The organism is Rhizomonospora bruguierae (assembly GCF_018397995.1).
Classification (GTDB): domain Bacteria; phylum Actinomycetota; class Actinomycetes; order Mycobacteriales; family Micromonosporaceae; genus Rhizomonospora; species Rhizomonospora bruguierae.
On the sequence record NZ_BBQH01000046.1, the window covers coordinates 1 to 25,161 of the forward strand.

Annotated in this window: 27 protein-coding genes; 16 read left to right on the forward strand and 11 right to left on the reverse strand. The window is 74.3% G+C overall.

Going from position 1 to position 25,161, the window contains the following annotated elements:
* Nucleotides 1–139: 139 nt before the first annotated feature.
* On the reverse strand, nt 140–961 hold the full coding sequence (locus KJS59_RS22110) for a PaaX family transcriptional regulator (RefSeq protein ID WP_213454879.1): 822 nt from the start codon (nt 959–961) through the stop codon (nt 140–142).
* Nucleotides 962–1,178: 217 nt separating this feature from the next.
* Between KJS59_RS22110 and KJS59_RS22115 the strand changes: the two genes are divergently transcribed.
* Nucleotides 1,179–1,346 (forward strand): DUF3117 domain-containing protein, encoded by a 168-nt coding sequence (locus KJS59_RS22115; protein WP_213454880.1) that lies wholly within the window; start codon nt 1,179–1,181, stop codon nt 1,344–1,346.
* 142 nt (nt 1,347–1,488) lie between these two features.
* Nucleotides 1,489–2,955, forward strand: coding sequence for a leucyl aminopeptidase family protein (locus KJS59_RS22120; protein WP_213454916.1), 1,467 nt, complete (start codon nt 1,489–1,491; stop codon nt 2,953–2,955).
* Between the two features lie 6 nt (nt 2,956–2,961).
* Here KJS59_RS22120 and KJS59_RS22125 read toward each other — a convergent pair whose 3' ends face one another.
* The gene (locus KJS59_RS22125) at nt 2,962–3,549 is read right to left on the reverse strand and encodes an O-methyltransferase (protein ID WP_213454917.1); all 588 of its coding nucleotides are present in this window, start codon (nt 3,547–3,549) and stop codon (nt 2,962–2,964) included.
* A 232-nt stretch (nt 3,550–3,781) separates the two neighbouring features.
* Between KJS59_RS22125 and KJS59_RS22130 the strand changes: the two genes are divergently transcribed.
* On the forward strand, nt 3,782–5,092 hold the full coding sequence (locus KJS59_RS22130) for a S1C family serine protease (RefSeq protein WP_249714680.1): 1,311 nt from the start codon (nt 3,782–3,784) through the stop codon (nt 5,090–5,092).
* Between the two features lie 45 nt (nt 5,093–5,137).
* Nucleotides 5,138–5,545: a Sec-independent protein translocase family protein gene (locus KJS59_RS22135; protein WP_213454882.1), complete on the forward strand. Its 408-nt coding sequence runs from the start codon at nt 5,138–5,140 to the stop codon at nt 5,543–5,545.
* A gap of 39 nt (nt 5,546–5,584) precedes the next feature.
* On the opposite strand, the gene KJS59_RS22140 is transcribed toward KJS59_RS22135, so the two are convergent.
* The 3 genes from KJS59_RS22140 to KJS59_RS22150 are packed head-to-tail and all read right to left on the reverse strand — an operon-like array spanning nt 5,585 to nt 8,661.
* The gene (locus KJS59_RS22140) at nt 5,585–6,730 is read right to left on the reverse strand and encodes an Mrp/NBP35 family ATP-binding protein (protein ID WP_213454883.1); all 1,146 of its coding nucleotides are present in this window, start codon (nt 6,728–6,730) and stop codon (nt 5,585–5,587) included.
* Nucleotides 6,731–6,740: 10 nt separating this feature from the next.
* The gene (locus KJS59_RS22145) at nt 6,741–7,382 is read right to left on the reverse strand and encodes a DUF1003 domain-containing protein (protein ID WP_213454884.1); all 642 of its coding nucleotides are present in this window, start codon (nt 7,380–7,382) and stop codon (nt 6,741–6,743) included.
* Nucleotides 7,375–8,661: a magnesium transporter MgtE N-terminal domain-containing protein gene (locus KJS59_RS22150; protein ID WP_213454885.1), complete on the reverse strand. Its 1,287-nt coding sequence runs from the start codon at nt 8,659–8,661 to the stop codon at nt 7,375–7,377. The genes KJS59_RS22145 and KJS59_RS22150 overlap by 8 nt, the downstream gene beginning before the upstream one ends.
* Before the next feature lie 32 nt (nt 8,662–8,693).
* On the opposite strand from KJS59_RS22150, the gene KJS59_RS22155 reads away from it, so the two are divergent.
* Entirely contained in the window at nt 8,694–9,566 is an 873-nt protein-coding gene (locus KJS59_RS22155) for a PhzF family phenazine biosynthesis protein (protein ID WP_213454886.1), read from the forward strand.
* Here KJS59_RS22155 and KJS59_RS22160 read toward each other — a convergent pair.
* Nucleotides 9,563–10,030, reverse strand: coding sequence for a hypothetical protein (locus KJS59_RS22160; RefSeq protein ID WP_213454918.1), 468 nt, complete (start codon nt 10,028–10,030; stop codon nt 9,563–9,565). The two genes, KJS59_RS22155 and KJS59_RS22160, sit on opposite strands and share 4 nt — an antisense overlap.
* Nucleotides 10,031–10,071: 41 nt before the next feature.
* Nucleotides 10,072–10,830, reverse strand: a complete 759-nt coding sequence (locus KJS59_RS22165; protein WP_213454887.1) for an HAD family hydrolase — start codon at nt 10,828–10,830, stop codon at nt 10,072–10,074.
* 122 nt (nt 10,831–10,952) lie between these two features.
* Between KJS59_RS22165 and KJS59_RS22170 the strand changes: the two genes are divergently transcribed.
* Nucleotides 10,953–11,867: a DMT family transporter gene (locus KJS59_RS22170; RefSeq protein ID WP_213454888.1), complete on the forward strand. Its 915-nt coding sequence runs from the start codon at nt 10,953–10,955 to the stop codon at nt 11,865–11,867.
* 241 nt (nt 11,868–12,108) lie between these two features.
* Nucleotides 12,109–12,915, forward strand: coding sequence for an SDR family NAD(P)-dependent oxidoreductase (locus tag KJS59_RS22175; RefSeq protein WP_213454889.1), 807 nt, complete (start codon nt 12,109–12,111; stop codon nt 12,913–12,915).
* Nucleotides 12,916–12,969: 54 nt separating this feature from the next.
* Here the strand turns inward: KJS59_RS22175 and KJS59_RS22180 are convergent, their stop codons facing one another.
* The 3 genes from KJS59_RS22180 to KJS59_RS22190 all read right to left on the reverse strand — a co-directional run bounded on the left by KJS59_RS22180 (nt 12,970) and on the right by KJS59_RS22190 (nt 17,097).
* A complete protein-coding gene (locus KJS59_RS22180; RefSeq protein ID WP_213454890.1) occupies nt 12,970–13,518 on the reverse strand; it encodes a DUF4190 domain-containing protein in 549 nt (182 codons plus the stop codon).
* Nucleotides 13,519–13,972: 454 nt separating this feature from the next.
* Nucleotides 13,973–16,027, reverse strand: a complete 2,055-nt coding sequence (locus tag KJS59_RS22185) for an intein-containing Rv2578c family radical SAM protein (RefSeq protein ID WP_213454891.1) — start codon at nt 16,025–16,027, stop codon at nt 13,973–13,975.
* Between the two features lie 50 nt (nt 16,028–16,077).
* Nucleotides 16,078–17,097, reverse strand: coding sequence for a LacI family DNA-binding transcriptional regulator (locus tag KJS59_RS22190; RefSeq protein ID WP_213454892.1), 1,020 nt, complete (start codon nt 17,095–17,097; stop codon nt 16,078–16,080).
* Between the two features lie 150 nt (nt 17,098–17,247).
* Here KJS59_RS22190 and KJS59_RS22195 point away from each other — a divergent pair, with 150 nt between their 5' ends.
* Nucleotides 17,248–18,399: a Gfo/Idh/MocA family protein gene (locus KJS59_RS22195; RefSeq protein WP_213454893.1), complete on the forward strand. Its 1,152-nt coding sequence runs from the start codon at nt 17,248–17,250 to the stop codon at nt 18,397–18,399.
* A 40-nt stretch (nt 18,400–18,439) separates the two neighbouring features.
* Nucleotides 18,440–19,249 carry a sugar phosphate isomerase/epimerase family protein gene (locus KJS59_RS22200; RefSeq protein ID WP_213454894.1) on the forward strand — a complete coding sequence of 270 codons (810 nt, stop codon included), beginning with the start codon at nt 18,440–18,442 and terminating at the stop codon, nt 19,247–19,249.
* A 128-nt stretch (nt 19,250–19,377) separates the two neighbouring features.
* Here KJS59_RS22200 and trxA read toward each other — a convergent pair whose 3' ends face one another.
* Entirely contained in the window at nt 19,378–19,737 is a 360-nt protein-coding gene (trxA, locus tag KJS59_RS22205; protein WP_213454895.1) for a thioredoxin, read from the reverse strand.
* Between the two features lie 468 nt (nt 19,738–20,205).
* Between trxA and KJS59_RS22210 the strand changes: the two genes are divergently transcribed.
* The 7 genes from KJS59_RS22210 to KJS59_RS22240 form a co-directional block, all read left to right on the forward strand.
* On the forward strand, nt 20,206–20,859 hold the full coding sequence (locus KJS59_RS22210) for a TrmH family RNA methyltransferase (RefSeq protein WP_213454896.1): 654 nt from the start codon (nt 20,206–20,208) through the stop codon (nt 20,857–20,859).
* Between the two features lie 31 nt (nt 20,860–20,890).
* On the forward strand, nt 20,891–21,541 hold the full coding sequence (locus KJS59_RS22215; RefSeq protein WP_307852680.1) for a DUF6758 family protein: 651 nt from the start codon (nt 20,891–20,893) through the stop codon (nt 21,539–21,541).
* A 136-nt stretch (nt 21,542–21,677) separates the two neighbouring features.
* A complete protein-coding gene (locus KJS59_RS22220) occupies nt 21,678–21,836 on the forward strand; it encodes a hypothetical protein (RefSeq protein WP_213454897.1) in 159 nt (52 codons plus the stop codon).
* A gap of 9 nt (nt 21,837–21,845) precedes the next feature.
* Nucleotides 21,846–22,832 carry a PH domain-containing protein gene (locus KJS59_RS22225; protein WP_213454898.1) on the forward strand — a complete coding sequence of 329 codons (987 nt, stop codon included), beginning with the start codon at nt 21,846–21,848 and terminating at the stop codon, nt 22,830–22,832.
* Between the two features lie 138 nt (nt 22,833–22,970).
* A complete protein-coding gene (locus KJS59_RS22230) occupies nt 22,971–23,633 on the forward strand; it encodes a SigE family RNA polymerase sigma factor (RefSeq protein WP_249714688.1) in 663 nt (220 codons plus the stop codon).
* Nucleotides 23,630–24,865: a PD40 domain-containing protein gene (locus tag KJS59_RS22235; RefSeq protein ID WP_213454899.1), complete on the forward strand. Its 1,236-nt coding sequence runs from the start codon at nt 23,630–23,632 to the stop codon at nt 24,863–24,865. The genes KJS59_RS22230 and KJS59_RS22235 overlap by 4 nt, the downstream gene beginning before the upstream one ends.
* Nucleotides 24,866–24,900: 35 nt before the next feature.
* Nucleotides 24,901–25,161 (forward strand): hypothetical protein (locus KJS59_RS22240; RefSeq protein ID WP_213454900.1); only part of this gene is annotated, 261 nt, incomplete at its 3' end.

Below are 25,161 nucleotides of genomic sequence, written 5' to 3' on the forward strand. Positions count from 1 at the left end.
GCGCCGGGCCAGCCCGCCCGCACGCGGCCAGCCCGCACGGGGCCAGCCTGCACCGGGCCAGCCAGCCCGCACCGGGCAGCCAGCCCCGCACGGGGGGCCAGCCAGCCCCGGGCCCGGCCGGGCGTCGCGGGCGCTGGCGTCAGCGGGCCGGGACGGCCGGTCGGCCGCGGCCGCCGAGTTCCAGGCAGCGGTCCACGTACCGGTCGGCGGCCGGGCGCAGCCGGGCGGCGTGCTTGTCGAAGAACGCCGCCGCGTCCGCGCCGGCCCACTGCTCGGGCAGCAGCGCGGGCGGCAGTTGGGGGTCGCGGAACAGGAAGTTGCGCCACGCGTGGACCAACCGGAAGCGGGCAGCGTACGCCTCTTCGTCGTCGCTGCGCGTGGTGACACTGGACACAACCGGGCGCAGGTCCGCCACGAACCCGCGGTAGGCGTCGCCGATCTCGGCCAGGTCCCAGGCCCGTCGGACCAGGTCACCGGCGCCACCCGTGCCCGCCAGGTGGTTCGCGGCGAACCGCTCGTAGGTGACGCCCGCCTCTTTGAGCAGGGTGTCCACCTCGTCGCTGGCCCGGGTGGCGAGCCAGGTACGGTCGTCGAGGGCGCCGTACCCGAGGTACGCGAGCTGGCCGCCGAGGCGCTGCCGGTCGCGGCGGGCGGCGAGCGGGTCGAGGACGATCAGGTCGAAACGGCCGTCCCAGTTGATCTTTGACGTGCGGTAGACGCGGGAGGCGGCGTCATCCAGGCGGCGGGCCGCCTTCGGGGTGATCAGGTACCCCGGTCCGGTGGACAGCCGGAGGGGGTGCAGCCAGCCCTGGCGGACCATCCGGGACACGGCGGTACGCACCGCCGGCGGCGCGATGCCGAGCGGCGCGAGCAGCCTGACCAGCGCGGCGACCGGTGCCCGCCCGCCGCGTGGGCGGAGGTGGTCGCCGTACAGGTCGAAGAGGGCAGACCGTGCCTGCATGATCGCACATTGTGACAGGGACTCCTTCGATAAGCTAGATGCTGTCACATCAATCGGGACACGGTTTGGGTCCGGCGGCGTTCATCAGGGAAAATCGTTTGTCGGCACCGCGGGAGGAGCCGGATCGACGCGCCGTGAGGCCGCGGCGAGGCCCGCTGCGCTGACGAAACTCGAGTGGGGTAACCCACCGACCCTGGTGAGTCTGAGGGGAGACAAGATGGCGGCGATGAAGCCGCGGACGGGCGACGGTCCGCTGGAGGTCACCAAGGAGGGCCGGGGCATCGTCATGCGGGTTCCGCTGGAGGGTGGTGGCCGGCTCGTCGTCGAGATGACTCCGGACGAGGCCACGGCGCTCTCGGACGCGCTGAAGGTTGCCGCCGGCTGATCCGTCCGCGTCCCGATCCGGTGGCACAGGCTCGCGGGCCTGCGCCACCGGCCGGGCCGAACCCGGCCGCGCGCAACACAGGAGGTGCCGTCCCGCTGTGCTCACCATTCAACTGACCGGGTACGGCGGCCCCGCCGTGCCCATGGCCCTGCCCGTCGCTCCCGGCGGGGCGGGTCCCCGGCTGCTGCCCACCGGCGAGCCGCTGCCCGAGGGCCTGGCCGAGGAGGCCGCGGCGTTCCTCGCGGACGCGGAGCACACCGGCGAGCCCGGCGCGCTCGCCGACCTGCCCCGCCCGCTGCGCCAGCCGGGCCGCCTGCTGCTGGTCGGCGTGGGTGCGGCAGAGACCGAGGCGCAGTGGCGCGCCGCGGGTGCCGCCATCGCCCGGGCCGACGTGAAGGCCGGCGCGATCCGGGTACCGGTGCCGGCGGGCGCGCCCCCGGCGGCGGTCCGCGGGCTGGCCGAGGGGCTGCTGCTCGGCGCGTACGAGTTCTCGCTGAAGTCGACCGAGGCGGCGCCGCGCCCCGAGGTGACGATCGCGGTCGACGAGCCGGGGCGGTACCTGGCGGCCCTCGATCAGGCGAGGGCGGTCGCCGAGGCGACCCGGTTCGCCCGGGACCTGACGAACTTCCCGTCGCTGGAGAAGGACCCGGCGTGGTTCGCCGGCCGGGTCGAGGCCGCCGCCAGCGGCACCGAGCAGCTGCGGCTGACCGTGCGCGGGCCGGCGGAACTGGCGGCCGAGGGCTTCGGCGGGATCCTCGCCGTCGGCGGCGGTTCGGACCGGCCGCCCCGCCTGGTCGAGCTGGCCTGGGAGCCGCCGGACGCCACCCGGCACGTGGTGCTGGTGGGCAAGGGCATCACGTTCGACACCGGCGGCATCTGCGTCAAGCCCAAGGAGTCCATGGTGCTGATGCGCAAGGACATGGGCGGGGCGGCGTCGGTGGTCGCCGCCGTGCTGGGCGCCGCGGCGCTGCGGTTGCCGGTCCGGGTGACCGCCCTGGCCCCGCTGGCCGAGAACATGCTGGGCGCCGACGCGATGCGCCCCGGCGACGTCATCCACCACTACGGCGGCATGACCAGCGAGTCCACCAACACGGACGCCGAGGGGCGGCTGGTGCTGGCCGACGCGCTCGCGTACGCGGTGGCCCGGCTGGCGCCCGACCTGCTGGTCGACCTGGCGACCCTGACCGGGGCGAACGCCGTGGCGCTCGGCAAGCGCACGGCTGCGCTGTACAGCGAGAGCGACGACCTGGCGGCGGCGCTGCGCGCGGCGGCGGACCAGGCGGGCGAGCGGGTCTGGCGGTTGCCGCTGCCGGCGGACTACGTCGAGCACCTGGGCAGCGACATCGCGGACCTGCACAGCTCGCCGACGCAGGGCGCGGGCTCGGTGGTGGCCGCGCTCTACCTGCGCGAGTTCACCGGCGACCGCCGGGACCGGTGGGCCCACCTGGACATGTCGGCGCCGTCCTGGATCGAGGCGAACGAGGGCGAGCTGACCAAGGGCGCCACCGGCTGGGGTGTGCGTACGCTGCTGCGCTGGCTCGAAGGGCTGGTCGAGGAGGTGCCGCCGGCCGTACCCCCGGCGCGGGAGCCGGCGGCCGCCGCGGCCTGACCCGGCTCAGCGGCGGACGGCGGCGAGCAGGCCCTCGCCGGCCGGGAGGAGGGCGGGTAACCACTCGTCCGCCTCCCGCATCGCCTTCACCACCTCGCGCATCGCCACGGTCTCCGGGTCGCGGGCGGCCGGGTCGCCGATCCGGCCGCCGGCCAGGGCGCCGTTGAGCGCCAGCACGCCGCCGGAGCGCAGCAGCCGCCCGGCGGCGGCGACGCAGGCGGCGAACTCGGTCACCTCGGAGTCCACGAAGACCAGGTCGTACATGCCGTCGGCGAGGCGCGGCAGGACGTCCAGGGCCCGGCCGGTGATGATCCGGGTACGGGACGCCGCGAAGCCGGCCTCGACGAAGATCCGCCGGGCGATCCGCTGGTGCTCGGCCTCCACGTCGATCGTGGTGAACACGCCGTCCGGGCGCATGCCGCGCAGCAGCCACACCCCGCTCACCCCGGTGCCGGTGCCGATCTCCACGATCGACTTGGCGCCACCGGCCGCGGCGAGCAGGCGCAGGGCGGCACCCGTACCCGGGCTGATCGCCGGCAGGCCCACCTCGTACGCGAGGTTGCGAGCGGCGGCGAGGATGGGATCCTCGGGCACGTAGGACTCGGCGAACCGCAGCGCCTGGGCGGTCCGCGGGTCCGCGGGGTTCACGACGGTGGCCATGGCACACCTCACGAGCAGCAGGGGGCAACTGGCGGGGCGGTTGCAGCCTATGCGTACGGGGCGCCGGTGCCACGCAGGACATACGCCGGCGGCGGGCGCCTCCTCGTTCACCGGGCGGCCGTCCGTGCAATCCTGGAATGGGACCGCGGACTGGGAGGCACGCACCGTGACGGACGGCTGGAACTGGCGGCGGCCGGACTCCGGTGCCGCCCAGCCCACAAGCGCCACACCCGCCAGCGCCGCGCCGGGCCGCCCGCCGCCCGCCGCCGGACCCGGGGCCTCGCCCTGGTGGTCGGACGCGCGCAACGACCCCTGGCGCGACCCGTACGCCCCCGCCGCCGTGGTCGTCCAGCCGGTCGCCGTCACCGTCGGCGCGCCCGAGCCCGTCGAGGACCCGGCCCTGCCGCGCCGCCGCGGGCTCGGCCTGGTGCTGGTCGTCGCCGTGGTGACCGCGCTGCTCGCCGGCGGGCTGGGCAGCGCGCTCGGCTTCATGGTCGCCACGCACACCGGCTTCTCGTCGGGCACCCAGATCGGCGCCGGCCCCCAGTCGCCGGGGGCGCCGATGAACGAGCGCCCGCCGGACTCCCTGGCCGGGGTGGCCAAGAAGCTCACCCCCAGCGTGGTGACCGTGCGGGTGCCGTCCCGCGGCGGTACCAGCGTCGGCTCCGGCTTCGTGGTCACCGCCGACGGCTACGTCATCACCAACGATCACGTCGTGGCGGGCGGGATCGGCGGGATCACCGCCACGTTCGCCGACGGGACGGTGGTGCCGGGCAGCCTGGTCGGCAAGGAACCCGAGTCCGACATCGCGGTCATCAAGCTCAGCAAGGGCGGGCTCACGCCGGTCCAGATCGGGGACTCGGAGCAGGTCGCGGTCGGGGACCCGGTGCTCGCGTTCGGCTCGCCGCTGGCCCTGTCCAACACGGTCACCGCGGGCATCGTCAGCGCGCTGGACCGCACGATCCAGTCCGGCGAGGGCGGGCAGACCCGGTACTACGCGGCCATCCAGACCGACGCCGCGGTCAACCAGGGCAACTCCGGGGGGCCGCTGGTCGACGGGGCCGGCCGGGTGATCGGCGTGAACTCGGTCATCAAGTCGATCGCCCAGTCGGACGAGGCGGCCGGCAACATCGGCCTCGCGTTCGCCATCCCGATCAACCAGGCCAAGCGGGTCGCCCAGGACATCATCGACACCGGCCGGGCCCGGCGTACCGTCATCGGTGCCCAGGTGGGCGGCGTGGCCGGCACCGGCGGCGGGGTGCGGCTCTCTTCGGTACAGCCGGACGGCCCCGCGGACCGGGCCGGGCTGCGCTCCGGTGATGTGGTCACCAGGCTCGCCGGCCACGTGCTGGAGGAGCCCGGCGATCTGATCGCCCTGGTCCGTAAGTACGCCCCGAACTCCGTCGTCTCGGTCGAGTACCGCCGGGGCAGTTCCCGGCAGACCGCCTCGGTGACCCTGACCGCCGACGCGAAGTAGGCTGGCGACGGCCCGTCGCGAGGAATGGGCGGGGAGGAGGCGACCATGCCGGGCGACCTGAATGGCTGGGAGATCGCGGTCCTGCTGCTGCTGGCCCTGTTGATCTTCGGAGACAAGCTGCCCAACGTGATCGCGGACGGGCTCCGCATGCTGCGCAACCTGCGCAACATGGCCCGCAACGCCACCGGCGACCTGAGCCGCGAACTGGGCACCGACATCCAGCTCGAGGATCTGCACCCGAAGGCGTTCATCCGTAAGCACCTGCTCAGCGAGGAGGACGAGGAGGCGCTGCGCCGCCCCCTGAAGGGTCTCTACGAGGACGTGAAGGGCGACCTGCAGAGCGTCGCCGACCAGGCCAACGACCTGGGCCGGGCGGCGAAGTCGAGCGCGTCCGCGCCGTCGGGCACCACCCCGGCGCCCCTCAAGACCCGTTCCCTGGACGACATCACCTAGCGGTCCCCGGCACGCGCCTTGCCGGTCGGCCGGTGCCGGTCAGCGGGCGGCGGGGCGCAGGCCGAGGGGCTTGCCGAGCAGGGACTCGCGGCGGACCGCGAGCCGGTCGGCCACGGCGGCCAGGGCGGCGGCGGCCGGTGCGGCCGGTTCGGTCAGGACGATGGGCTGGCCCGCGTCGCCGGCCTCGCGGACCCGGGTGTCCAGCGGGATCTGCCCGAGCAGCGGGACCGGGGCGCCGACCAGCCGGGTGAGCGACTCGGCCACGGTGGCGCCGCCGCCGGAGCCGAAGACCTCCATCCGCTCGCCGGTCGGCAGTTCCAGCCAGGACATGTTCTCGACGACGCCGACCAGCCGCTGGTGGGTCTGCATGGCGATGGCGCCGGCGCGCTCGGCCACCTCGGCCGCGGCGGTCTGCGGGGTGGTGACGACCAGGATCTCCGCGTTGGGCAGCAACTGGGCCAGGGAGATGGCCACGTCGCCGGTGCCCGGCGGGAGGTCCAGCAGCAGCACGTCCAGGTCGCCCCAGTAGACGTCGGCGAGGAACTGCTGGAGGGCGCGGTGCAGCATGGGGCCGCGCCAGACGACCGCGGCGTTGCCGGCGGTGAACATGCCGATCGAGATGACCTTCACGCCGTGCGCCTGCGGCGGCATGATCATGTCTTCGACCTGGGTGGGGCGCTCGGTGGCGCCGAGCATCCGGGGTACCGAGTGGCCGTAGATGTCGGCGTCGATCACGCCGACGGACATTCCCCGGGCGGCCAGGGCGGCGGCCAGGTTCACCGTGACGCTGGACTTGCCCACGCCGCCCTTGCCGCTGGCGACCGCGTACACCCGGGTGCGCGAGCCGGGCTGGGCGAACGGGATGACCGGCTCGGCGCCGGCCCCGCCGCGCAGCGTGGTCTGCAACTCCTTGCGCTGCTCCGGGGTCATCACGCCGAACTCGATCTCCACCCCGGTGATGCCCGGGACGGCGGCGACGGCGGCGGTGATGTCGGTGCGCAGCCGGTCGCGCATCGGGCAGCCGGCGACCGTCAGCAGCACCGTGATCCGGGCCGCCCCGCCGTCGCCGACCGCGACGGAGCGCACCATGCCCAGGTCGGTGATGGGGCGGCGGATCTCCGGGTCGTCGACGGTGGCGAGGGCGGCGTGTACCGCTTCCTCGACGGTGTTCGCGGGCGCTGACATGCCCGCAATGCTACGTCGATGACTCCCGCCGACCCCGGCCGCCGGTACCCCGTGTGACCGGGTCGGTGGAACCGTGGTCGTCGTCCGTCGCGTCGTAGGGCTCGTCCAGGTCGCCGTGGTTGTCCCGGTGCGGCCGCTGCCCGCGCTGCCGGCGGTCCAGGTTGTGCCGGCGCTGCGCGGCCTCGTCCAGTTCCTCGGCCACCCGGGTGAGCTCGGAGCGGACGAAGTCGCGGGTCGCGACCTCGCCCAGCGCGATCCGCAGCGCGGCGATCTCCCGGGAGACGTACTCCGTGTCGGCCTTGGCCATCGCGGCGCGGCGCCGATCCTCGTCGGAGGCGAGTCGGTCCCGGTCGGCCTGGCGGTTCTGGGCCAGCAGGATCAGCGGCGCGGCGTAGGACGCCTGGAGCGACAGCACCAGGGTCAGGAAGGTGAACGTGTACGGGTCGAAGCGCAGGCCGCGGGGGGCGAGCGTGTTCCAGCCGATCCAGACCGCGATGACCGCCGTCATGTAGACGATGAACTTGGCGGTGCCCATGTACCGGGCGGCCGCCTCGGACCAGCGTCCGAACGCCTCGGGGTCGAACCGGGGCAGGGTCAGCCGGGCCCGCTCGCGGGGCTGGTCCAGCCGGCCGGGGCGCGGCTGCTCAACCACCGGTCCGCCCCTCACCGGTCTCCGCGGTCACCTGCCCGTCCGGCGCGTCCCGGTCCCGCCAGTCGCGGGGGAGCAGGTGGTCCAGCACGTCGTCGACGGTGACCGCGCCGACCAGGCGGCCGGTCCCGTCCACCACCGGCATGGCGACCAGGTCGTAGGTGGCCATCCGGCGGGTCACCTCGGGCAGCCGGGCCTCCGGGCGCAGCGGGTCGATGTCGTTGGTCACCACCCCGCCGAGCAGTTCGGCGGGCGGCTCGCGGAGCAGTTTCTGGAAGTGGACCATGCCGAGGTACCGGCCGGTGGGGGTGGCCATCGGTGCGCGGGCCACGAACACCTGCGCGGCGATCGCGGGGCTCAACTGCGGCTCCCGGACCCGGGCCAGCGCCTCGGCGACGGTGGAGTCCGGCGGCAGGATCACCGGCTCGGAGGTCATCAGCGAGCCGGCGGTGCCGGGGGTGTAGCTCATCAGCTGCCGGACCGGGTCCGCCTCGTCCGGCTCCATCAGGTCCAGCAGCACCTCCTGCTCGGTCCGGGGCAGCTCGGCGAGCAGGTCGGCGGCGTCGTCCGGGTCCATCTCCTCCAGCACGTCGGCGGCCCGCTCCCGGTCCAGGGCGACGAGGATCTCCACCTGGTCCCGCTCGGGGAGTTCCTCCAGCACGTCGGCGAGGCGCTCGTCGTCCAGCGCGGCGGCCACCTCGTTGCGCCGGGCGCGGGGCAGGTCCTGCAGCACGTTCGCCAGGTCGGCCGAGCGCATGTTCTCCAGTACCGCCAGCAGGCTGGCCGTACCCTGCACGTCGGCCGGACCGATCAGGCCGGTCACCTCGTGCCACTCCAGTTGGTGCAGGTGGCCGCGGCGGGTGATCCGGCCGGTGATCTCCCGCACGGCGACCCGGGACAGGCTCCACTCGCCGGTCCGGCTGGCCTCCATCGCCACGTCCACGACCGTGCCGGGCGTGCCGTCCGCCTCGATGCTGACCCGCCGGTCCAGGATCTCCTGGAGTACCAGCAGTTCGTTGGCGCGCTTGGAGAACCGGCGCAGGTTGAGCGTGCCGGTGTTGAGGGCGACCGCCTCGGCGTCGATCGAGGTGATCCGGCCGATCGGCACGAAGATCTGGCGGCGCAGGGGAATGTCCGCCACCAGCCCCACGACCTGGGGTGGCCGGTTCGTGGTGCGCAGCCGGGCCACCGCGTCCCGGACCCTGCCGACCAGGTCGGCGTTCGGGTCGAAAACCGGCAGCCCGGCGAGCCGGGCGACGTACACCCTGGTCGCCGTCGTCACGGGCCCAGGGTAGCGGGACGTATGTTCGGTGCATGGCGACGCTGCGGTTCGAGATCGTGGACGTGTTCACCGACCGCCCCTTCACCGGCAACCCGCTCGCCGTGGTCTTCGGCGCCGAGGAGCTGGCCGGCGCCCAGATGCAGGCCCTGACCCGGGAGTTCAACCTGTCCGAGACGGTGTTCGTGCTGCCGCCGACGCCGGGGACGGGCGCCACCTACCGGGCGCGGATCTTCACGCCGGAGCGGGAGCTTCCGTTCGCCGGTCACCCGAGCGTGGGCGCGGCGGCGACGGTGGTCCGCCGGGGTCTGGCCCCGGCGGGCACGGTGGTCCAGGAGTGCGGGGCGGGCCTGCTGCCGATCGCGGCGGGCGCCGGCCACGCCACGCTGACCGGCGGCGAACCCACCCTCGGCCCGGAGCTGGACCCGGTGCCGCTGCTGACCACCGTCGGCCTCAAGGAGGAGGACCTGGCCGGTCCGGTCCCCCGGATGGCGGGCTGTGGCCTCGAATGGCCCTACCTGCTGGTGAACCCGGACGCGGTGGCCCGCGCCGCCGGGGATTCCGCCGCCGCCCGGGCCACCGGGCTGGAGCACATCCTGGTCTTCGCCTGGAGCCCCACGACCCGTACCGCGCACGCCCGCGCCTTCTGCCCGGGTCTCGGCGTGCCGGAGGACCCGGGCACCGGCTCGGCCGCGCTGGGACTCGGCGTGTACCTGGTCGGCACCGGCCTGCTGCCCGGCCACGGGACCTCGTCGTACACGGTCCACCAGGGTGCCGAGATCCACCGGCCGTCGGTCCTGGAGGCCACCGTCGCCGCGTCGGGCGGCACCGCGACGGGCGCCACGGTCGCCGGAAACGTGGTGCCGGTGGCGGCCGGCGAGATCACCGTCCCGCCGTTCGTCGGCTAGCGCCGCCGGCGGACCCGGTGCAGGCGGAACGGCGCGCGAGCGCGGCGGGTGGCGGGCGTCTCGCGGGGCGGTGCGGCGCCGGAGGCGGAGCCGGCGTCGATCGGCGGGCCCGCCGGGGTCAGCCGGTGGATGGCGCACTCGCGGGACCAGCGCTCGACCACCGCCTCGGCGCCGCCCCGGGCGTTAAGCCGCTTCCCGGCGAGTTGGGGCGCGACCTTCGCCCACTCCTCGCCGTCCGGCGCCACCCGCTCGACCACCGCCGGCCACGCGACGATCCGGCCGCCGTGGTCCCCGCGCAGCGTCACCGTCGCCTCGCCCGGACCCTCGGCGCCGCCGGCCAGTTCCGGCGCCGCCTGCTCGCCCGGGCCGCTCACCACGTACAGGGCGCCCTCCAGGGGCAGGCACCACAGGCCGCGCGCCGGCCCGCCGGCCGCCGCCACCCAGGCGATCGCGGCCCGGCGCATGGCCTCCTCGATCAGCGGTTCGGTCACGACTGCATCCTGCCCTACCCGACGAGCGGTTGCCGATACTCGACGGTGGTGTACCGGTGGGCGGCCATCGGGGGCACCCCGCCGGCCGGGACGGCCTCGAACAGTGTGGGCAGGTCCAGCAGGGACCCGATGGCTGGCCCGGACCAGGCGTCATCCCGGTCGAAGACGAGGTGCCCGGTGAGGTCCGGGGCGGCCAGGCGGACCGCGGTCATGCCGAGCGCGGCGGCACCGGTCAGCTCGCGGCTGCCCCCGTCGCCGACGTACAGGCACTCCGCGGGCGCCACCCCGAGCCGCGCGCACGCCGCCAGGTAGATCGCCGGTTCGGGCTTGCACACGCCTTCGCGTACCGAGTACACGCGCGCGTCGAGCAGCGGCGCGACCGGCAGCGTGGGCAGGATCGACGGCAGTTCGTAGCAGCAGTCGCTGACCACGGCCGTCCGCATCCCGAGCGCGCGCAGCCGGGCCAGCACCGGCACGGACTCGGGGCGCAGTTCGGTGTCCCGGCGGATCGCCGCGACCCGGCTGGCGAGCGCGTCGCGGAGCCGGTCGGCGCCGGGCCGCGCGCCGGCCAGGGCGCAGACGTGCCGCAGGGCGGCCGCGGCCGAGCCGAAATGGCCCGTGGCGCGCAGCGCGAACGAGGCGTCGAGCGCCGCGACGAACCGGTCCGGCTCGCAGCCGAGCAGCCGGGCGATGCGGGCGTGATCCGGTCCGCGGCGGACGGCTCTGGTGAGCGTGCCGAAGAAGTCGAGCAGAACAGCGCGGAACGCACGCATGCGCGCCACCTCCCGAGGGGTGAGGGGAAACGGCTGAGCGTAGCCAGATGGCTACGGATTCGCACGGCGAACGCCGAAAGTGCCCGACGGTCACGGAAACGGGCGTGTGAGGATCAAGAACCGTGACTCCCGCCAGCGATCGTGCCGGCCCGGTTACCGTCGCCGCGCTGGGCGTCGCGGTCGTGGCCGTCGCCGTCTCCGCGCCCCTGATCGCGTACGCGGCGGCGCCGGGCCTGGCCATCGCGTTTTGGCGCAACGCCGTGGCGACGGCCGCGCTGGTACCCGCCGCGGCCGCCACCCGCGGCACCGAACTGCGCGGGCTTGCCGGGCCGGCCCGGCGCGACGCGCTCTGGTGCGTCCTGGCCGGCCTGGCGCTCGCGGTCCACTTCGGTACCTGGGTGCCGAGCGCGCAACTGACCACGGTGGCCGCTGCCGCCGCCCTGGTCGCCACCCAACCCGCCTGGCAGGGGATCATCGCCTGGGGCCAGGGCCGCAGGCTCGGCCGGCTGACCTGGGCCGGCATCGCGCTGGCCGTGGCCGGCGCGGTCGCCGCGACGGGGGCCGACTTCGGCGTCTCCGGGCGGGCCTTCGCCGGCGACCTGCTGGCGCTGGCCGGCGGCGTGGCGGGCGCGGCGTACACGGCGCTCGGTGAGCGGGCCCGGTCCTCGCTGAGCACCACCACGTACACGACGGTCTGCTACGGGGTGTGCGCGCTGGTCCTGCTGCCGGCCTGCCTGCTCGCCAGCGCGCCGCTGGCCGGGTACCCGGCCGGGGCGTGGCTGGCGATCCTGGCACTGGTCGCGGGCCCGCAGTTGCTCGGCCATTCGATGTTCAACTACGCGCTGCGCCGGGTGCCGGCCACCACGGTCAGCGTGCTGGGCCTGCTGGAGGTGCCGGGCGCGGCGCTGCTCGCCTGGGTCTGGCTCGACCAGACGCCCCGTCCCGCCGCGCTGCCCGGGATGGCGCTGCTGCTGACCGGGGTTGTGCTGGTCCTGCTGGCCGCCCGCCGGGTGCGCCCCTCGGTACCCCTCGTGTGAGATCTTCCACAGCGCTTCTGCGCTCGCCTCACCGCCCCGCGGCAGTCTGCGAGGTGGCCCGACTCGGCGGCACTGATCATCGCCGCGGAGCCGTGCGCGGCCGGCCGGAGCGCACCAGCAGATTCACCCCGCCCCACAAGTAGCCGGCGCCTCCCACCGCCGGGGTGACCGGGCGGCGCCGGGCACGCCGGACACGCGGGGAGTGATTGCCCCCACCGGGGCGAGCAGGCAGGATCGCGGCATGGATTCTGACGCGCTGGTGGACCCCGCCGTCGCCGGGGCGCTCCCGGACACCCGGCTCGACGGACGCATCGCCCTGGTGACCGGGGCCGGCAGCCCGGACGGCATCGGGTACGCGACCGCGCGCCGGCTGCGCGCGATGGGCGCCAAGGTGGCGATCGTCTCCACCACCCGGCGGATCCACGAGCGCGCCGGCGAACTGGGCGTCAGCGGCTTCGTGGCGGACCTGACCGACGAGGCCGAGGTGGGCGCGCTGGCCGACGCGGTCGGTGAGCAGCTCGGCGACGTGGACGTGCTGGTCAACAACGCCGGCCTGGCCAGCCGGGCCAGCCCGGAGGTGCTCCGCCCGGTCAACCAGCTGTCCATGCGGGAGTGGCGCGACGAGATCGACCGGAACCTGACGACGGCGTTCCTGTGCAGCCGGGCGTTCGGCGGCACCATGGCCGAGCGTGGCTGGGGCCGGATCGTGAACCTGGCGGCCACCGCCGGCCCGGTCACCGCCCTGCCCACCGAGGCGGCCTACGCGGCGGCCAAGGCGGGCGTGGTCGGCCTGACCCGGGCGCTGGCGATGGAGTTGGTGGCGGACGGCGTGACGGTCAACGCGGTGGCGCCGGGCATCATCCACACCGCGTCGTCGACGGTGGTGGAGCTGAAGCAGGGCCTCGGCACGCCGGCCGGCCGTCCCGGCTCGCCGGAGGAGGTGGCGGGCGCGATCGCGTTCCTGTGCACGCCGGTCGCGTCCTACATCACCGGGCAGATGCTTGTGGTGGACGGCGGGAACAGCGTCCGCCAGGCCCAGTACCGCTGAGCCGTGAGCGGAGTGGTGGTGCCGGCCCGGCCGACACCGCCACCGCGTCAGCGATCAGTAGCCGCTGCTGCTGTTGGCCGCACCAATGAGGCCCACCATGGCGATCCCGTAGATGCAGCAGACCACGAACATGATGCCGGTGAAGATGTAGCCGAGGACCAGGCCGGCGGTGGCCAGGCCGTCGCCCTGCTCGCCGGTCTGCTTGATCTGCTTCTTCGCCATGTGCCCGAGGATGATGGCGACCGGGGCGAAGACGAACGCGAACACCAGCGCCAGGATCGCCATCGTGTTGGTGCTCGCCACCGGCGGCGACGCATACGGCTGCTGGTAGCCGTAGCCCGGCGCTCCCGAGGTGGGGTACTGCGGCGCCCCCGAGGTCGGGTACTGCGGCGCCCCCGAGCTGGGGTACTGCGGCGCGCCAGAGGTGGGGTACTGCTGCTGCTCGCCGTACTGCGGGTACCCCTGCGGCTGCTGACCGTACGGGTCGTTGGGCTGCTGCCCGTACGGCGGCTGCTGCCCATACGGGTCGTTGGGCTGCTGCCCGTACGGCGGCTGTTGCCCGTAGGGGTCGGGGTTGCCACCCGGCGGCGGTGGGTAGGTCATTGCCGTTGTCTCCTCTTCTCATCGACCGATGAACCTTTTCACATCCCGTCACCGGTCGTGGGGCACCTTGGCGAGGCTCCGGGCTGGCACGATACTGCACCGCGACCAAGGCGTCGTTCAGTTGTCGCGGTCGGGGGGCCCGATGGCTCGGCTCGCTCGCTCGTCCCGGGCCGCGGTGATTTGCGGCGATCCATCGTGGAGACCGGCCGCCGCGTCGAAGTCGGCGGCGGTCAATCCGCCCGGGGCGGCCTCCCGTGCGGGCCCGGCGCGCCATCAGCTCCCGGCGCCAGGCATTGACTGGCGTCGGTATCCCGGGCATTCGGCCGAGCAGGACGATCTCACCGTTCAGGTGGTCGCTCATACCCGTGCCGGTACACGGGCGCTCCGGCGACGGCGCCCGCCCTGGACGCGGTGAATCGCATCAGCGGAAAGCCACCCGCGACCGGCACACCGTTCACAGCAGCGTGAGTTGGGTGGTCACCGCCGGCCCCGGCGCGGACGGGGCGACATCGCGGGCCGCGTTGGCGCCGCGCTCGCCGAGCCCGTGCCGGCGGGCCGCCATCCGGACCCGGGCCGCCACCTCGCGCTGGTACGCCTGAGGCGCGTACGACCCGCGCCCGTAGAGGTCGCGGTACCGGGGGACGAGGGCGGGGTGGTGCCGGGCCAGCCAGGCCGCATACCACTCGCGGGCACCCGGGCGCAGGTGCAGCGGCAGCGGGGTGACCGAGGCGGCACCGGCGGCGGCGATCGCGGCCACCGTGGCGTCGATGTGCGCGTCGTCGTCGGTGAGGCCGGGCAGGATCGGCGCCATCAGCACCCCGACGTCAAAGCCGGCCTCGGCGAGCGTGCGGACCGCCTCCAGCCGGCGGCGCGGGCTGGGCGTGCCGGGCTCCACGCCGCGCCACAGCGCCTCGTCGACGAAGCCCACCGAGACGGCGATGCCGACCCGGGTCACCGCGGCGGCCTGGCGCAGCAGCGGCAGGTCGCGCAGGATCAGGGTGCCCTTGGTGAGGATCGAGAACGGGTTGGCGAAGTCCCGCAGCGCCGCGATGATCTGCGGCATCAGCCGGTACCGGCCCTCGGCGCGCTGGTAGCAGTCCACATTGGTGCCCATGGCGATCGGCCCGCCGCGCCAGCGGGGCGCGGCCAGTTCCCGCCGCAGCAGCTCACCGGCGTTGACCTTGACCACGACCCGGGTGTCGAAGTCGCGGCCGGCGTCCAGGTCCAGGTAGGTGTGGGTGTTGCGGGCGAAGCAATTGTGGCTGACCACCCCGTCGGCGATGAAGTCGCCGGTGCCGGTGGTGATGTCGTACAGCGGCAGGTCGATGCCGAGCGGCTCGATCGCGGCGACCTCCAGCCCGGGGTCCGTCGGCACGGCGGCGCCCTGCACGCCCGGCCCCCACCGGCTGGCCGGGTTGATGAGGTGCCGTAGCCGCAGCGCCTCCCGCAGGGTCGGCGTCGCCTCACCCGCCGAGCGGGCCGGCTCGGACCAGCTTCGTGCCGGCCGCAGCATCAGCCGGCGGGCGGCAGCGGTGAGCTGGCCGGACAGTTCGGCCGCGCCCCCGCCGGGGCCGCCCGGCGACCGGTCCGGGCCGAGCGCGTTGGCCAGGGCGCCGGCGTCCAGCGCCCCGGCGAGCAGGCCGGCGTGCCAGTCGCGGGCGGCCCCGCGCGGGGCCGCCAGCAGGCGGCGCAGCGCCGCGATCGCGAACGCCCGGTCCGTGGCGAGCGTGGCCAGCGGCCGGCCGCGCCCCTCGCCGAGCAGGGCGTTCGTGGGGATGCCGAACTCCAGCAGGTACCCCCGGGCGCGGTGCAGCACCTCCGGGTCGCGCAGCGGCAGGCGCAGGCCGTCACCGAGCGCACCGGCCGCCCGGATCAGCCCGCTCAGGTAGCCCCGCCGGTACTCCGCCGACTCCTTCACCGGCTCGGCGAACCCGCCGGTGCCCAGCAGCCGGTCGCCGACCTCGAGGGAGCCCGCCGGCCCGTCGGTGGCTGGCCCGGTGGCGGCCACGTGCCGCCAGCCGGCCGTGGTGAGGAGCCGGTGGTCGGGGCTGGAGATCAGCCGCGTGCCGTCGGCCAGCGTGACCCGGTACGCGGGCTTGACGGTCTGCCAGTGCGCCCGGACGTGGGTGGTGACGTACCGCCGTCGGCCGCCGGTGGTGGCGGTGCCCACGATCGGGTCGCCGACCCGCAGGTCACCCAGTGGGCGGGTGCGCCCGTCGGCCATCAGCACCGGCGTGTCGCCGGCCAGGCAGTACGTGCACGCGTGCGAACAGCCGCGGTACGGGTTCACGGTCCACTCGAACGGGACCCGCGACGCGCCCGGCACCCGATTGATGATCGACTTGGCCCGCACCTCGTAGAAGGTCATCCCGGCGAAGCCCGGGGTGTCGAACGTGCGGGCGACCGCGCCCGGCAGCGACAACGGCAGGGGCAGCGGCAGCGGGGCCGGCGGGGCCGCGGGCGCCGCCTCCGGGCCCGGAAGCTCGACCGACAGGTTCGACCACCGCATGCCTCATTCGAACACACGTACGAACGGAAGTCCAGGCGACCGGGGCGGTTTCACCCGCCGGGCGGGGCCGCGCTCGCCCGCCGGATCAGCTCGGCCGGCACCTGCTCGACCAGCGGCTCGCCGGCGGTCGACGAGGTCAGCGCCAGGGTCATGGCCCGGGCGCCCATCTCGGCCAGCGGCAGCCGGATGGTGGTCAGCGCCGGCGTCACGTCCCGGGCCACCGGCATGTCGTCGAAGCCGAGCACGCTCACCTCGCCGGGCACGGCGACGCCCCGGGAGCGCAGCAGGGCCAGTGCGCCGATCGCCATCGAGTCGTTCAGCGCGGCGATCGCGGTCAGCCCGGGCTCGGCGGCGAGCAGGTCGGCCGCGGCGGCCGCGCCGCTGTCCCGGTCGAACTCGGCGTACGCCACCCGCCTGGACGGCAGGGCGCGGCCGTGCTCGCGGGCGGCCCGGCGCAGGCCGGCGAGCCGGTCCGTGGTGGTGGTGAGGGCGCGCGGGCCGGCGATCACGCCGATCCTGCGGTGGCCGAGCCGGTACAGCTCCTCGCCGAGCAGGTAGCCGCCCATCTCGTTCGCCGGCACCACGGCGTGCCCGGCGTGCTCGTGCCGGCCGATCACCGCCACCCGGCCGCCGGTGTGCTCGTACACCCGCAGCTTGTTGTCCAGGTTCCGGGTGAACGCGCTGTCGTGGTACCCGGAGCCGGCCAGCACGATCGCCGCCACCTGCTGGGCGCGCAGCAGTTCCACGTACTCCAGTTCGCGGTCCGGCTCCCGGTAGCTGTTGCAGATGATGACCAGGCGGCCGTGCTCGGTGGCGACCCGCTGGAGGCCCCGGGTGATCTCGGCGAAGTAGGGGTCGGAGACGTCGTGCACGATCACCCCGACGGCGGTGCGCTGCGGCCGGGCGAGCAGTTGGGCGTGCGCGTTGGGCACGTACTGTAGCTCCGCCACGGCGGCCAGGACCCGCTCGCGCAGCGCCTCCGTGACCGGCTTCGGGCTGCCGTTGATGATGCGCGACGCGGTGGCCGGGGACACTCCGGCGCGCCGCGCCACATCGGCCAGCGTCGCCATCGGTTCCTCCTGTACCACCGTCCGACCGGTTGGCGAGAAGAATACCGAGGCAAACGGTTACCCGGCGGCCGCGTCCCGGCCGCCGGGTATTGCCGACCGGGTCCGCGCCGACTACCGTGCCGGGAAAGCGCTTACCTAAGGAGGATCGGCATGGCGCGCAGCACGATCGGCATCATCGTGAACGGGGTGACCGGCCGGATGGGGTACCGGCAGCACCTCGTCCGGTCGTTGCTGGCGATCCGCGATTCGGGCGGCCTGCCGCTTTCCGGCGGCGACCGGCTGGTCCCCGAGCCGATCCTGGTCGGCCGCAGCGAGGCCAAGCTGACCGAGATCGCGAACCGGCACGGCCTGACCGAGTGGACCACCGACCTGTCCGCCGCCCTGGCCCGCCCGGACGCGGCGATCTACTTCGACGCTCAGATCACCTCGCACCGGGAGGGGGCGATCCGGGCCGCCATCGACGCCGGCAAGCACATCTACACCGAGAAGCCGGTCGCGGAGGGCCTGTCCGGCGCCGTGGACCTGGCCCGCGCCGCCGACGCGGCCGGCGTGAAGCACGGTGTGGTCCAGGACAAGTTGTTCCTGCCCGGCCTGCGCAAGCTGGACCGCCTGGTCAAGAGCGGCTTCTTCGGCCGGATCCTGTCGGTGCGCGGCGAGTTCGGCTACTGGGTCTTCGAGGGGGACTGGCAGCCGGCGCAGCGCCCGTCCTGGAACTACCGGGCGGCCGACGGCGGCGGCATCGTGGTGGACATGTTCCCGCACTGGCACTACGTGCTGGAGCAGATCTTCGGGCCGGTCCGGGCCGTCACGGCGCGGGTGAGCACGCACATCCCGCGGCGGTGGGACGAGTCCGGCCAGCCCTACGAGGCGACCGCCGACGACGCCGCGTACGGCGTCTTCGAACTCGAGGGCGGCGTGATCGCCCAGATCAACTCGTCCTGGGCGGTCCGGGTGTTCCGGGACGAACTGGTCGAGTTCCAGGTGGACGGTACCGAGGGCAGCGCCGTCGCCGGCCTGCGCCGCTGCCGGGTGCAGCACCGGGCCGCCACGCCCAAGCCGGTCTGGAACCCGGACCTGCCGGCGACCGAGGACTTCCGCTCGCAGTGGCAGGAGGTCCCGGACAACGAGGAGTTCGACAACGGCTTCAAGGCGCAGTGGGAACTGTTCCTGCGGCACGTGGTGGAGGACCATCCGTACACCTGGGACCTGTGGGCCGGCGCCCGCGGCGTGCAACTGGCCGAACTGGGCCTGCGGTCCGCCCGCGAGGGCCGCCGCCTGGTCGTCCCGGAGCTGGTCGCGTGAGCGTGCGGAGGCCGCCGGCCGGGAACGACGGGTCCGTGCAATGAGCCTGGCCCGGTTCTCACTCAACTCGGCGACGACGAAGCGCTGGCCGCTGCCGGAGCTGGTCGCCGGCTGCGTCGAGGCGGGCGTGCGCAACGTCGGCCTGTGGCGCGAAGAGGTCGCGGTGCACGGCTTGGCCGAAACCGTCACCCTCGTGAAGGACGCCGGGCTCGCGGTCACCTCGCTGTGCCGCGGTGGGTTCTTCAACCAGCCGGACTGGTACGCCGAGAACCGGCGCGCCATCGACGAGGCGGCGACCCTGGGTGCTCCGGTGCTGTGCCTGGTCTCCGGCGGGCTGCCGGCGGGCGGCCGGGACGTGGACGCCGCCCGCGCCCACATCGGAGAGGCGATCGGGGAACTGGTGCCGCACGCGCTCGCCGCCGGCGTCCGGCTGGCGATCGAGCCGCTGCACCCCATGTTCTGCGCGGACCGCTGCGTCGTCGCGACCCTGGGCCAGGCGCTCGATCTCGCCGCGCCGCACCCGCCCGAGGCGGTCGGCGTCATGGTCGACACGTACCACATCTGGTGGGACGACCAGGTCTGGGCGCAGATCGACCGGGCCGGCCGGGAGGGCCGCCTGGCCTGCTTCCAGGTCGCTGACTGGATCACTCCGCTGCCGGCGGGCGCGCTGCTGGGGCGGGGGCTGCCCGGCACCGGCTGCGTCGAACTGCGCCGGTTCCGCGAGGCGGTGGACGCGACCGGGTACACCGGCCCGATCGAGGTCGAGGTGTTCCACGAGGACGTCTGGTCCCGCCCCGGCCGCCGGGTCCTCGCCGAGGCCCTCGCCGGCGTCCGCGACCACGTCCTCTAGCTCGGGCGGGCCGGCGGTCCCGGATCGCCGGCTCAAGCAGTTCGCCCCGCCGCGACCGTGCGGCGGGGCGAACAGTAAATATGGTTCGGTGTGGTTGCGGGCCGCGACCCGCGTGCTGGCCCGGCGACTCAGCCGTGCGCGGCGAGCTGCTTGCGGACGTCGTCCATGTCCAGCGCCTGGACCTGGGTGATCAGGGACTCCAGGGCGGATTCGGGCAGCGCGCCCGGCTGGGCGAACACGATGACGCCGTCGCGGATCGCCATGATGGTCGGGATGGAGCGGATGTCGAACTTGGCCGCCAGATCCTGCTGGGCCTCCGTGTCGACCTTGCCGAACACGATGTCCGGGTACTTCTCGGACGCCTTGTCGTAGATCGGCGCGAAGCGCACACACGGTCCGCACCAGCTGGCCCAGAAGTCCACCAGCACGATCCCCTCGCCCCCGGTGACCTCGTCGAAGTTCGCTCCGGTCAGCTCAGTGGTGGCCATGACCTGTCTCTCCGATCGCCGCAGAAAACCGCTTTTACGCCTGCAACCCTGCTGTTCCCGCAGGCATTCCCGGCCGGCGCGGGGCGCAAACCGCCGGCCGGTGGCGGCACGCCGGGGCGGCAGATCACCGTCCGTCACCGCTTGTGATCGTGGGAGCGCTACCAACGGATCTCCCGTCACGACTTGGTAACTGTGACCGGTGTTACGCCGCCGGATCTGGGCAACCCCTCCGACGTGCGGCAGAATCTTCCGCACAGAGCGTGGGCGGCGGGTGCCGGGGAGGGCCCCGCCGCTCATTGCGTCCTCAAACAGGTGACTGTCCGTAGGGCCTATCGGTGGCCACCCTCGGTCCCGCCTCAACCCCCGATGCGGCATTCTTGCGCGCATGCGGTTCGGCCGGTACTTCGAGCGGTTCGAGGTGGGACTGTGTCAGCGGGCCAGCTTCCCCGATCCCGTCCTCGATCAACGATGAGCGAGGCCGATCCCGAGGTCGTGGCGGTGGTCGGCGTCGGGCCCTGGGTCGGCGAGTGGCCCGCGGACCCGCGGTACGACCCCGAGTTGCTGGCGCACGGCGACCGGCGCAACGTGGTCGACCGGTACCGGTACTGGCGCCGCGAGGCAATCGTGGCCGACCTGGACGCCCGCCGGCACGACTTCCACGTGGCGATCGAGAACTGGCAGCACGACCTGAACATCGGCACGGTGGTGCGCAACGCGAACGCGTTCCTGGCCCGGGCGGTCCACATCGTGGGCCGCCGGAAGTGGAACCGGCGTGGCGCGATGGTTACGGACCGCTACCAGCACGTCCACCATCACGAGACGATCGAGGACTTCGTGGCGTGGGCGCGGGGCGCCGGGCTGACCGTGGTGGGCATCGACAACCTGCCGGGGAGCCGTCCGCTGGAGACGGTCCGGCTGCCGCGCCGGTGCGCCCTGCTGTTCGGCCAGGAGGGCCCGGGCCTCTCCGAGGCCGCCCGGGACGCCTGTGACCTGCAATTCTCCATCGCGCAGTACGGCTCGACCCGGTCCATCAACGCCGGGGTGGCCAGCGGGATCGCGATGCACGCGTGGATCCGGGCGCACGCCGGCCCGCCGCCGGACGAACCCGGCCGTTCCGCTTGACGGCAAAGGATCGAGAGCGGACGGTAGTGGCATGGGTGTGGCGGTGAGTTGCTCCCGGTGCGGCGGAGGTGTCCGCGCCCCCGATCTCATGCACTCCGAATGGCGCTGCCACGACTGTGGCCCGGTCGCCCCGCTGCACGTACCGCACCACATCGGCCCGGAGATTCTGGAGCGGGCGGCCACCCTGGCGGCGCGCGGCCCGCGCAAGATCCCGCTGTGGTGCCCCTGGCCGCTGCTGGTCGGCTGGACCGTGAGCGGCGTGGGCTGGGTCGGTGACGACCGGTCCGGGGTGCGGGCCACGGCGCTGGCGATCTGCGCACCCGCCCCGCTGTCCGGCGGACCGGCCGATGTGGTGCTGGTCGCGGAGGAGCCGGGCGTGGGCCTGGGCACCCGGTACGCCGGGGTGCCGGGGCCGGATCCGGGGCCGTTCCTGGGTGCCACCGAGGACACGATGGCGCACGCGAAGATCAAGGCCGGCCACCCGACTCCTCTGTGGTCCGTGAAGACCACCGAGGACCGGTGCGCCTTCGTCGGTGAGGCGCGCGGGCTCTGGCTGTACGCCGTCACCTGGCCGGCGGCGGCCGGCTACCTGCTGGCGGAGGATCTGTCCCTGCGCGACGCGACGGAGTGGTTGCCCGCGGAACTCGTCTATGGTGCGCCGAGCCCGTATCTTCACGGGTAGTCGGTGGTTCGCCCGTCTCCCGGATGGGTGAATACTTCTCGGCATAGCACTCATTCATTCATCACATGGCACGCAACTGATACGCTGAGTACCGCTGCGGCGACGCTTTGCACGCCGTGGGGAGGGGATGGCGCGCATGATCAAGAAGATTATGACCTGGGGTGGCATCGCATTCCTGATCTTCTTCATCGCGTTCCGGCCGGATTCCGCGGCCAGCGTGTTCAAGTCGATCGGCGGCGGGATCATGGACATCGCGCAGGGCTTCGGTGACTTCTTCACGAGCCTGGTCGCCTGACCGCACCCCATGACCACACCACCACCGCAGCCACCGGACGACCCGGACGACGAACCGCGGGACGAGTCCGGCTCGCTGCCGCGGCGCGACGACGACACTGAGTGGCTCCCGCCGATCCGGGACGAGGAGCCCCCGATCCGGGAGGACGAGACCGAGTACCGGGTGGGCCGCAGCCCGTCCGGGCCCGAGTACTCGCCCGACGCGGGCTACGACGGGGACGCCGGCTACGGCGATGGACCGTCCTTCGGGGACGGCCCGCGCTACGCCGGTGAGGCGGAGGGCCCGGAGGGCCAGGAGTCGTCCCGCCGCACCACGACCACCTACATCGGTGATCCGCGCGGCCCGTTCCGCCGCCCCGACATCAGCCAGGAGGACCTGGAGGGCCTTCAGGTCGACGCGACCGGCCTGCCGATGGGCCCGCGCCGGGTGCTGCCCCTGGAGGACGAGCCCAGTTCCCTGGTGGCCCGCTACCTGTTCCCCACCGAGCGGTACCGCGGCGAGTGGCGGCGACACTGGGTGCACCTGTCCGCGCCGATCGCCATCGCGGCGCTCGCCACGCTGGCGCTCGGGTACCTGTCCGGCTTCCTGGTCTCCATGAACGCGCCGGGCATCCTCGCCACCATCGCGGTGGTGATCTGGCTGTTCGTGGTCGCCTGGGCGGCCTGGCGGTTCGGCGACTGGTGGTTCGACCGGTTCATCCTGACCAACAAACGGGTGATGGTCGTCAACGGGATCATCACCCGTAACGTCGCCATGATGCCGCTGCTGCGGGTCACCGACATGAAGTACGAGCAGAGCCCGCTGGGCCGGATGCTCAACTACGGCACGTTCGTGCTGGAGTCGGCCGGCCAGGAGCAGGCCCTGCGTACCGTCTCCCACCTGCCCAATCCCAACGAGTTGTACCTGCGCGTGGTCGAGGAGATGTACGAGCCGCAGGCGGTCGAGGCCCGGCTGGGCAAGGACCCGGACGAGGTCAAGGCCGACGACGGCGCCTGAGCGGGTACCGGCGACGGTCCACGTCGGCCGAACGCCCCACCCGGTTACGCACCGGAAGACCTTTCCCCGCAGGTACCGGTATGACAACCTGTCCGGTGACACCGCGCGGGGAGGACACTGCGCGGACGGGGAGGCGCGGTGGCAGACAGGTCCACGATGGAGGAGGAGTTCCGCGAGTTCGTCGCGGCCCGCTCCGCGGCCCTGCTGCGCACCGCCTACCTGCTCGCCGGTGACTGGGCCACGGCCGAGGATCTGCTACAGACCGCGCTGACCAAGACGTACCTGGCGTGGCGGCGGCTGGGCGAGATCGAGGCGGTCGAGCCGTACGCCCGGCGGGTGCTGGTCAACACCGCGACCAGTTGGTGGCGGCGGCGCTGGCACGGCGAGCGCCCCACGGAAACCCTGCCGGAGCGCCCGGCGCCGGACCAGATCGAGGAGCACCTGGAGCGGGACGCCCTGTGGCGGCACGTCCAGGCGTTGCCGGCGCGCCAGCGCGCGGTCCTGGTGCTGCGCTTCTACGAGGACCTGTCCGAGGCGCAGACCGCCGCGCTGCTGGGCATCTCGGTCGGCACCGTCAAGAGCCAGACCTCCCGGGCGATCGGGACGCTGCGCCGGCGGCTGGGCGCCGTCGAGCCGGCAGCCCAGCCCGAGGCCCAGCCGGGGAGCCCGGCCCCCGCCAGTCCACCAGCGGCGGGTCTCGCCGGGCTGCCGCTGGTCCGGCCGATGGTTCCGCCGGCCCCGCCCGCGCGCGCGGTCCCGGCCGTGCCGGCGTCGGCCTCCGCCGCGCCGCTGGAGGCGTGAGGATGATCGAAAAGGCGCTGCGCGAGTCGCTCGCGGCGCGGGTCGCCACGCCGCCCGCGCTCGACGACCCGGCCGGCCGGGCGATCCGGCGCGGCCAGGCCCGGCTGCGGCGCCGCCGGGCGGCGTCCGGGGCGGCCGCGCTGGTGCTGTTCAGCGGCCTGCTCAGCGGTGCCGTGGCCGGCCGCCGGGCGTGGCTGCTGGAGCAGGCCGGCGAGCGGGGCGGCCCGCCGGCCGCCGCCGCGCGCGTCGACGAGCCCGCGCCGCCGCCCGTTGTGGACGTGACCCCGTTCGCCACGGGCACCGGAGGCGCAGCCACCTCCCGCGCACCCGTGGGCGGCTCGGCCAGCCGCCTGCGCACCGCCGTGGAGCCGGACGTGCGGGTGGGCAACGCCGTCTTCACCGCCGGCGGGGAGCGGATCGACCTGGGCGGCTCGGCCCCGGTCACCGCCGTCTACCGGGTACCGGCGGGCTTGGTGTACCTCGGGGACGGGCTGCGGTTGCAGCGCACCCACACGCAGAGCGTCTTCCTTACGGGTCGCCCGGACGGCTGGGCGCTGAGCCCGGACGGCACCCGCCTGGCGTATGCCGCGGACGAGTACCTCACGGTCGGCGACCTGACCGACCGGGGGCTGACCGTGCGGGTCGCGGTGCCGATCGACCGTGGGGTGACGCCGGTGGCGTTCGCGGGCGACAAGCTGGTGCTGGCCCGGGGCGGCCAGTTCGATTTCATGAACGTCGACGGCGGCTACTCGCCCACCTGGTCCCGCGACGTGCTGGCGGTCTACGGCGCCCGATCGGGTCGGCTGGCCGGGCTGGTCCGCAGCGGTGAGTCGGCCTGCCTGGCGGAGCTGAGCTTCAAGCCGGCCGGCCTCGCGGTCGAGCGGGTGGGCACCTGCCGATTCAAGCTCACCGCCGGGCTCGGCGCCCGGCTCTCCCCGGACGGGCGGTGGCTGGCGGTACCCGGCGTCGCCGGCGTCTCGCTGGTCGACCTGGACGCCGCCTTCGCCGCCGGGCGCGCCGTCGACCGCGCCAAGGGGAGCACCACCAAGGTCATCATTGCCTGCCCCGGGCTGGCCGATCCGCCACCGGCCTGGCTGAGCGGCAGCACGCTGGCCACGGCCAACGCGAAGGGCCCGCTGCGCTGCCGCACCGACGGCGGCAGCCAGGCCGCCGCGCTGCCCACCGGCGCCGGTACGGGCTGGTCGTACGTGCCGAGGCTCAGCGGTACGTGACGGATCCCGCGGCGGCGGGCAGCAACCATCCGGCCGTGCGGCCGCGTCCATTCGGCGTGGCACCGGCTGCGGAGCGGAAACGGACCCGGTGGCCGGCACGGTCCGCCGGCCGGTCCGCCGCCGCGTCCACCACCGGCTCCGGTCGCCCCGATCACGATGCCGATCTCGCCTGCCGGCTGCGGGCCACGCTCGCCGAGCGGGCCACCCGCCCGCCCGGCCGGCCCGCCCGGTTCGACGGCGGTGAGGCGGCGGTCGAACTGGTCGCGGCCGCGCGCGCCGGTGCCCGCCGGGTCCGC

Coding starts and splice junctions, on each gene's coding strand:
- KJS59_RS22110 (WP_213454879.1), bottom strand. CDS start 961: ATGCAGGCACGGTCTGCCCTCTTCGACCTGTACGGCGACCACCTCCGC.
- KJS59_RS22115 (WP_213454880.1), top strand. CDS start 1,179: ATGGCGGCGATGAAGCCGCGGACGGGCGACGGTCCGCTGGAGGTCACC.
- KJS59_RS22120 (WP_213454916.1), top strand. CDS start 1,489: ATGGCCCTGCCCGTCGCTCCCGGCGGGGCGGGTCCCCGGCTGCTGCCC.
- KJS59_RS22135 (WP_213454882.1), top strand. CDS start 5,138: ATGCCGGGCGACCTGAATGGCTGGGAGATCGCGGTCCTGCTGCTGCTG.
- KJS59_RS22140 (WP_213454883.1), bottom strand. CDS start 6,730: ATGTCAGCGCCCGCGAACACCGTCGAGGAAGCGGTACACGCCGCCCTC.
- KJS59_RS22155 (WP_213454886.1), top strand. CDS start 8,694: ATGGCGACGCTGCGGTTCGAGATCGTGGACGTGTTCACCGACCGCCCC.
- KJS59_RS22160 (WP_213454918.1), bottom strand. CDS start 10,030: ATGCGCCGGGCCGCGATCGCCTGGGTGGCGGCGGCCGGCGGGCCGGCG.
- KJS59_RS22165 (WP_213454887.1), bottom strand. CDS start 10,830: ATGCGTGCGTTCCGCGCTGTTCTGCTCGACTTCTTCGGCACGCTCACC.
- KJS59_RS22175 (WP_213454889.1), top strand. CDS start 12,109: ATGGATTCTGACGCGCTGGTGGACCCCGCCGTCGCCGGGGCGCTCCCG.
- KJS59_RS22180 (WP_213454890.1), bottom strand. CDS start 13,518: ATGACCTACCCACCGCCGCCGGGTGGCAACCCCGACCCCTACGGGCAA.
- KJS59_RS22185 (WP_213454891.1), bottom strand. CDS start 16,027: ATGCGGTGGTCGAACCTGTCGGTCGAGCTTCCGGGCCCGGAGGCGGCG.
- KJS59_RS22190 (WP_213454892.1), bottom strand. CDS start 17,097: ATGGCGACGCTGGCCGATGTGGCGCGGCGCGCCGGAGTGTCCCCGGCC.
- KJS59_RS22195 (WP_213454893.1), top strand. CDS start 17,248: ATGGCGCGCAGCACGATCGGCATCATCGTGAACGGGGTGACCGGCCGG.
- KJS59_RS22200 (WP_213454894.1), top strand. CDS start 18,440: ATGAGCCTGGCCCGGTTCTCACTCAACTCGGCGACGACGAAGCGCTGG.
- trxA (WP_213454895.1), bottom strand. CDS start 19,737: ATGGCCACCACTGAGCTGACCGGAGCGAACTTCGACGAGGTCACCGGG.
- KJS59_RS22210 (WP_213454896.1), top strand. CDS start 20,206: ATGAGCGAGGCCGATCCCGAGGTCGTGGCGGTGGTCGGCGTCGGGCCC.
- KJS59_RS22215 (WP_307852680.1), top strand. CDS start 20,891: ATGGGTGTGGCGGTGAGTTGCTCCCGGTGCGGCGGAGGTGTCCGCGCC.
- KJS59_RS22220 (WP_213454897.1), top strand. CDS start 21,678: ATGATCAAGAAGATTATGACCTGGGGTGGCATCGCATTCCTGATCTTC.
- KJS59_RS22225 (WP_213454898.1), top strand. CDS start 21,846: ATGACCACACCACCACCGCAGCCACCGGACGACCCGGACGACGAACCG.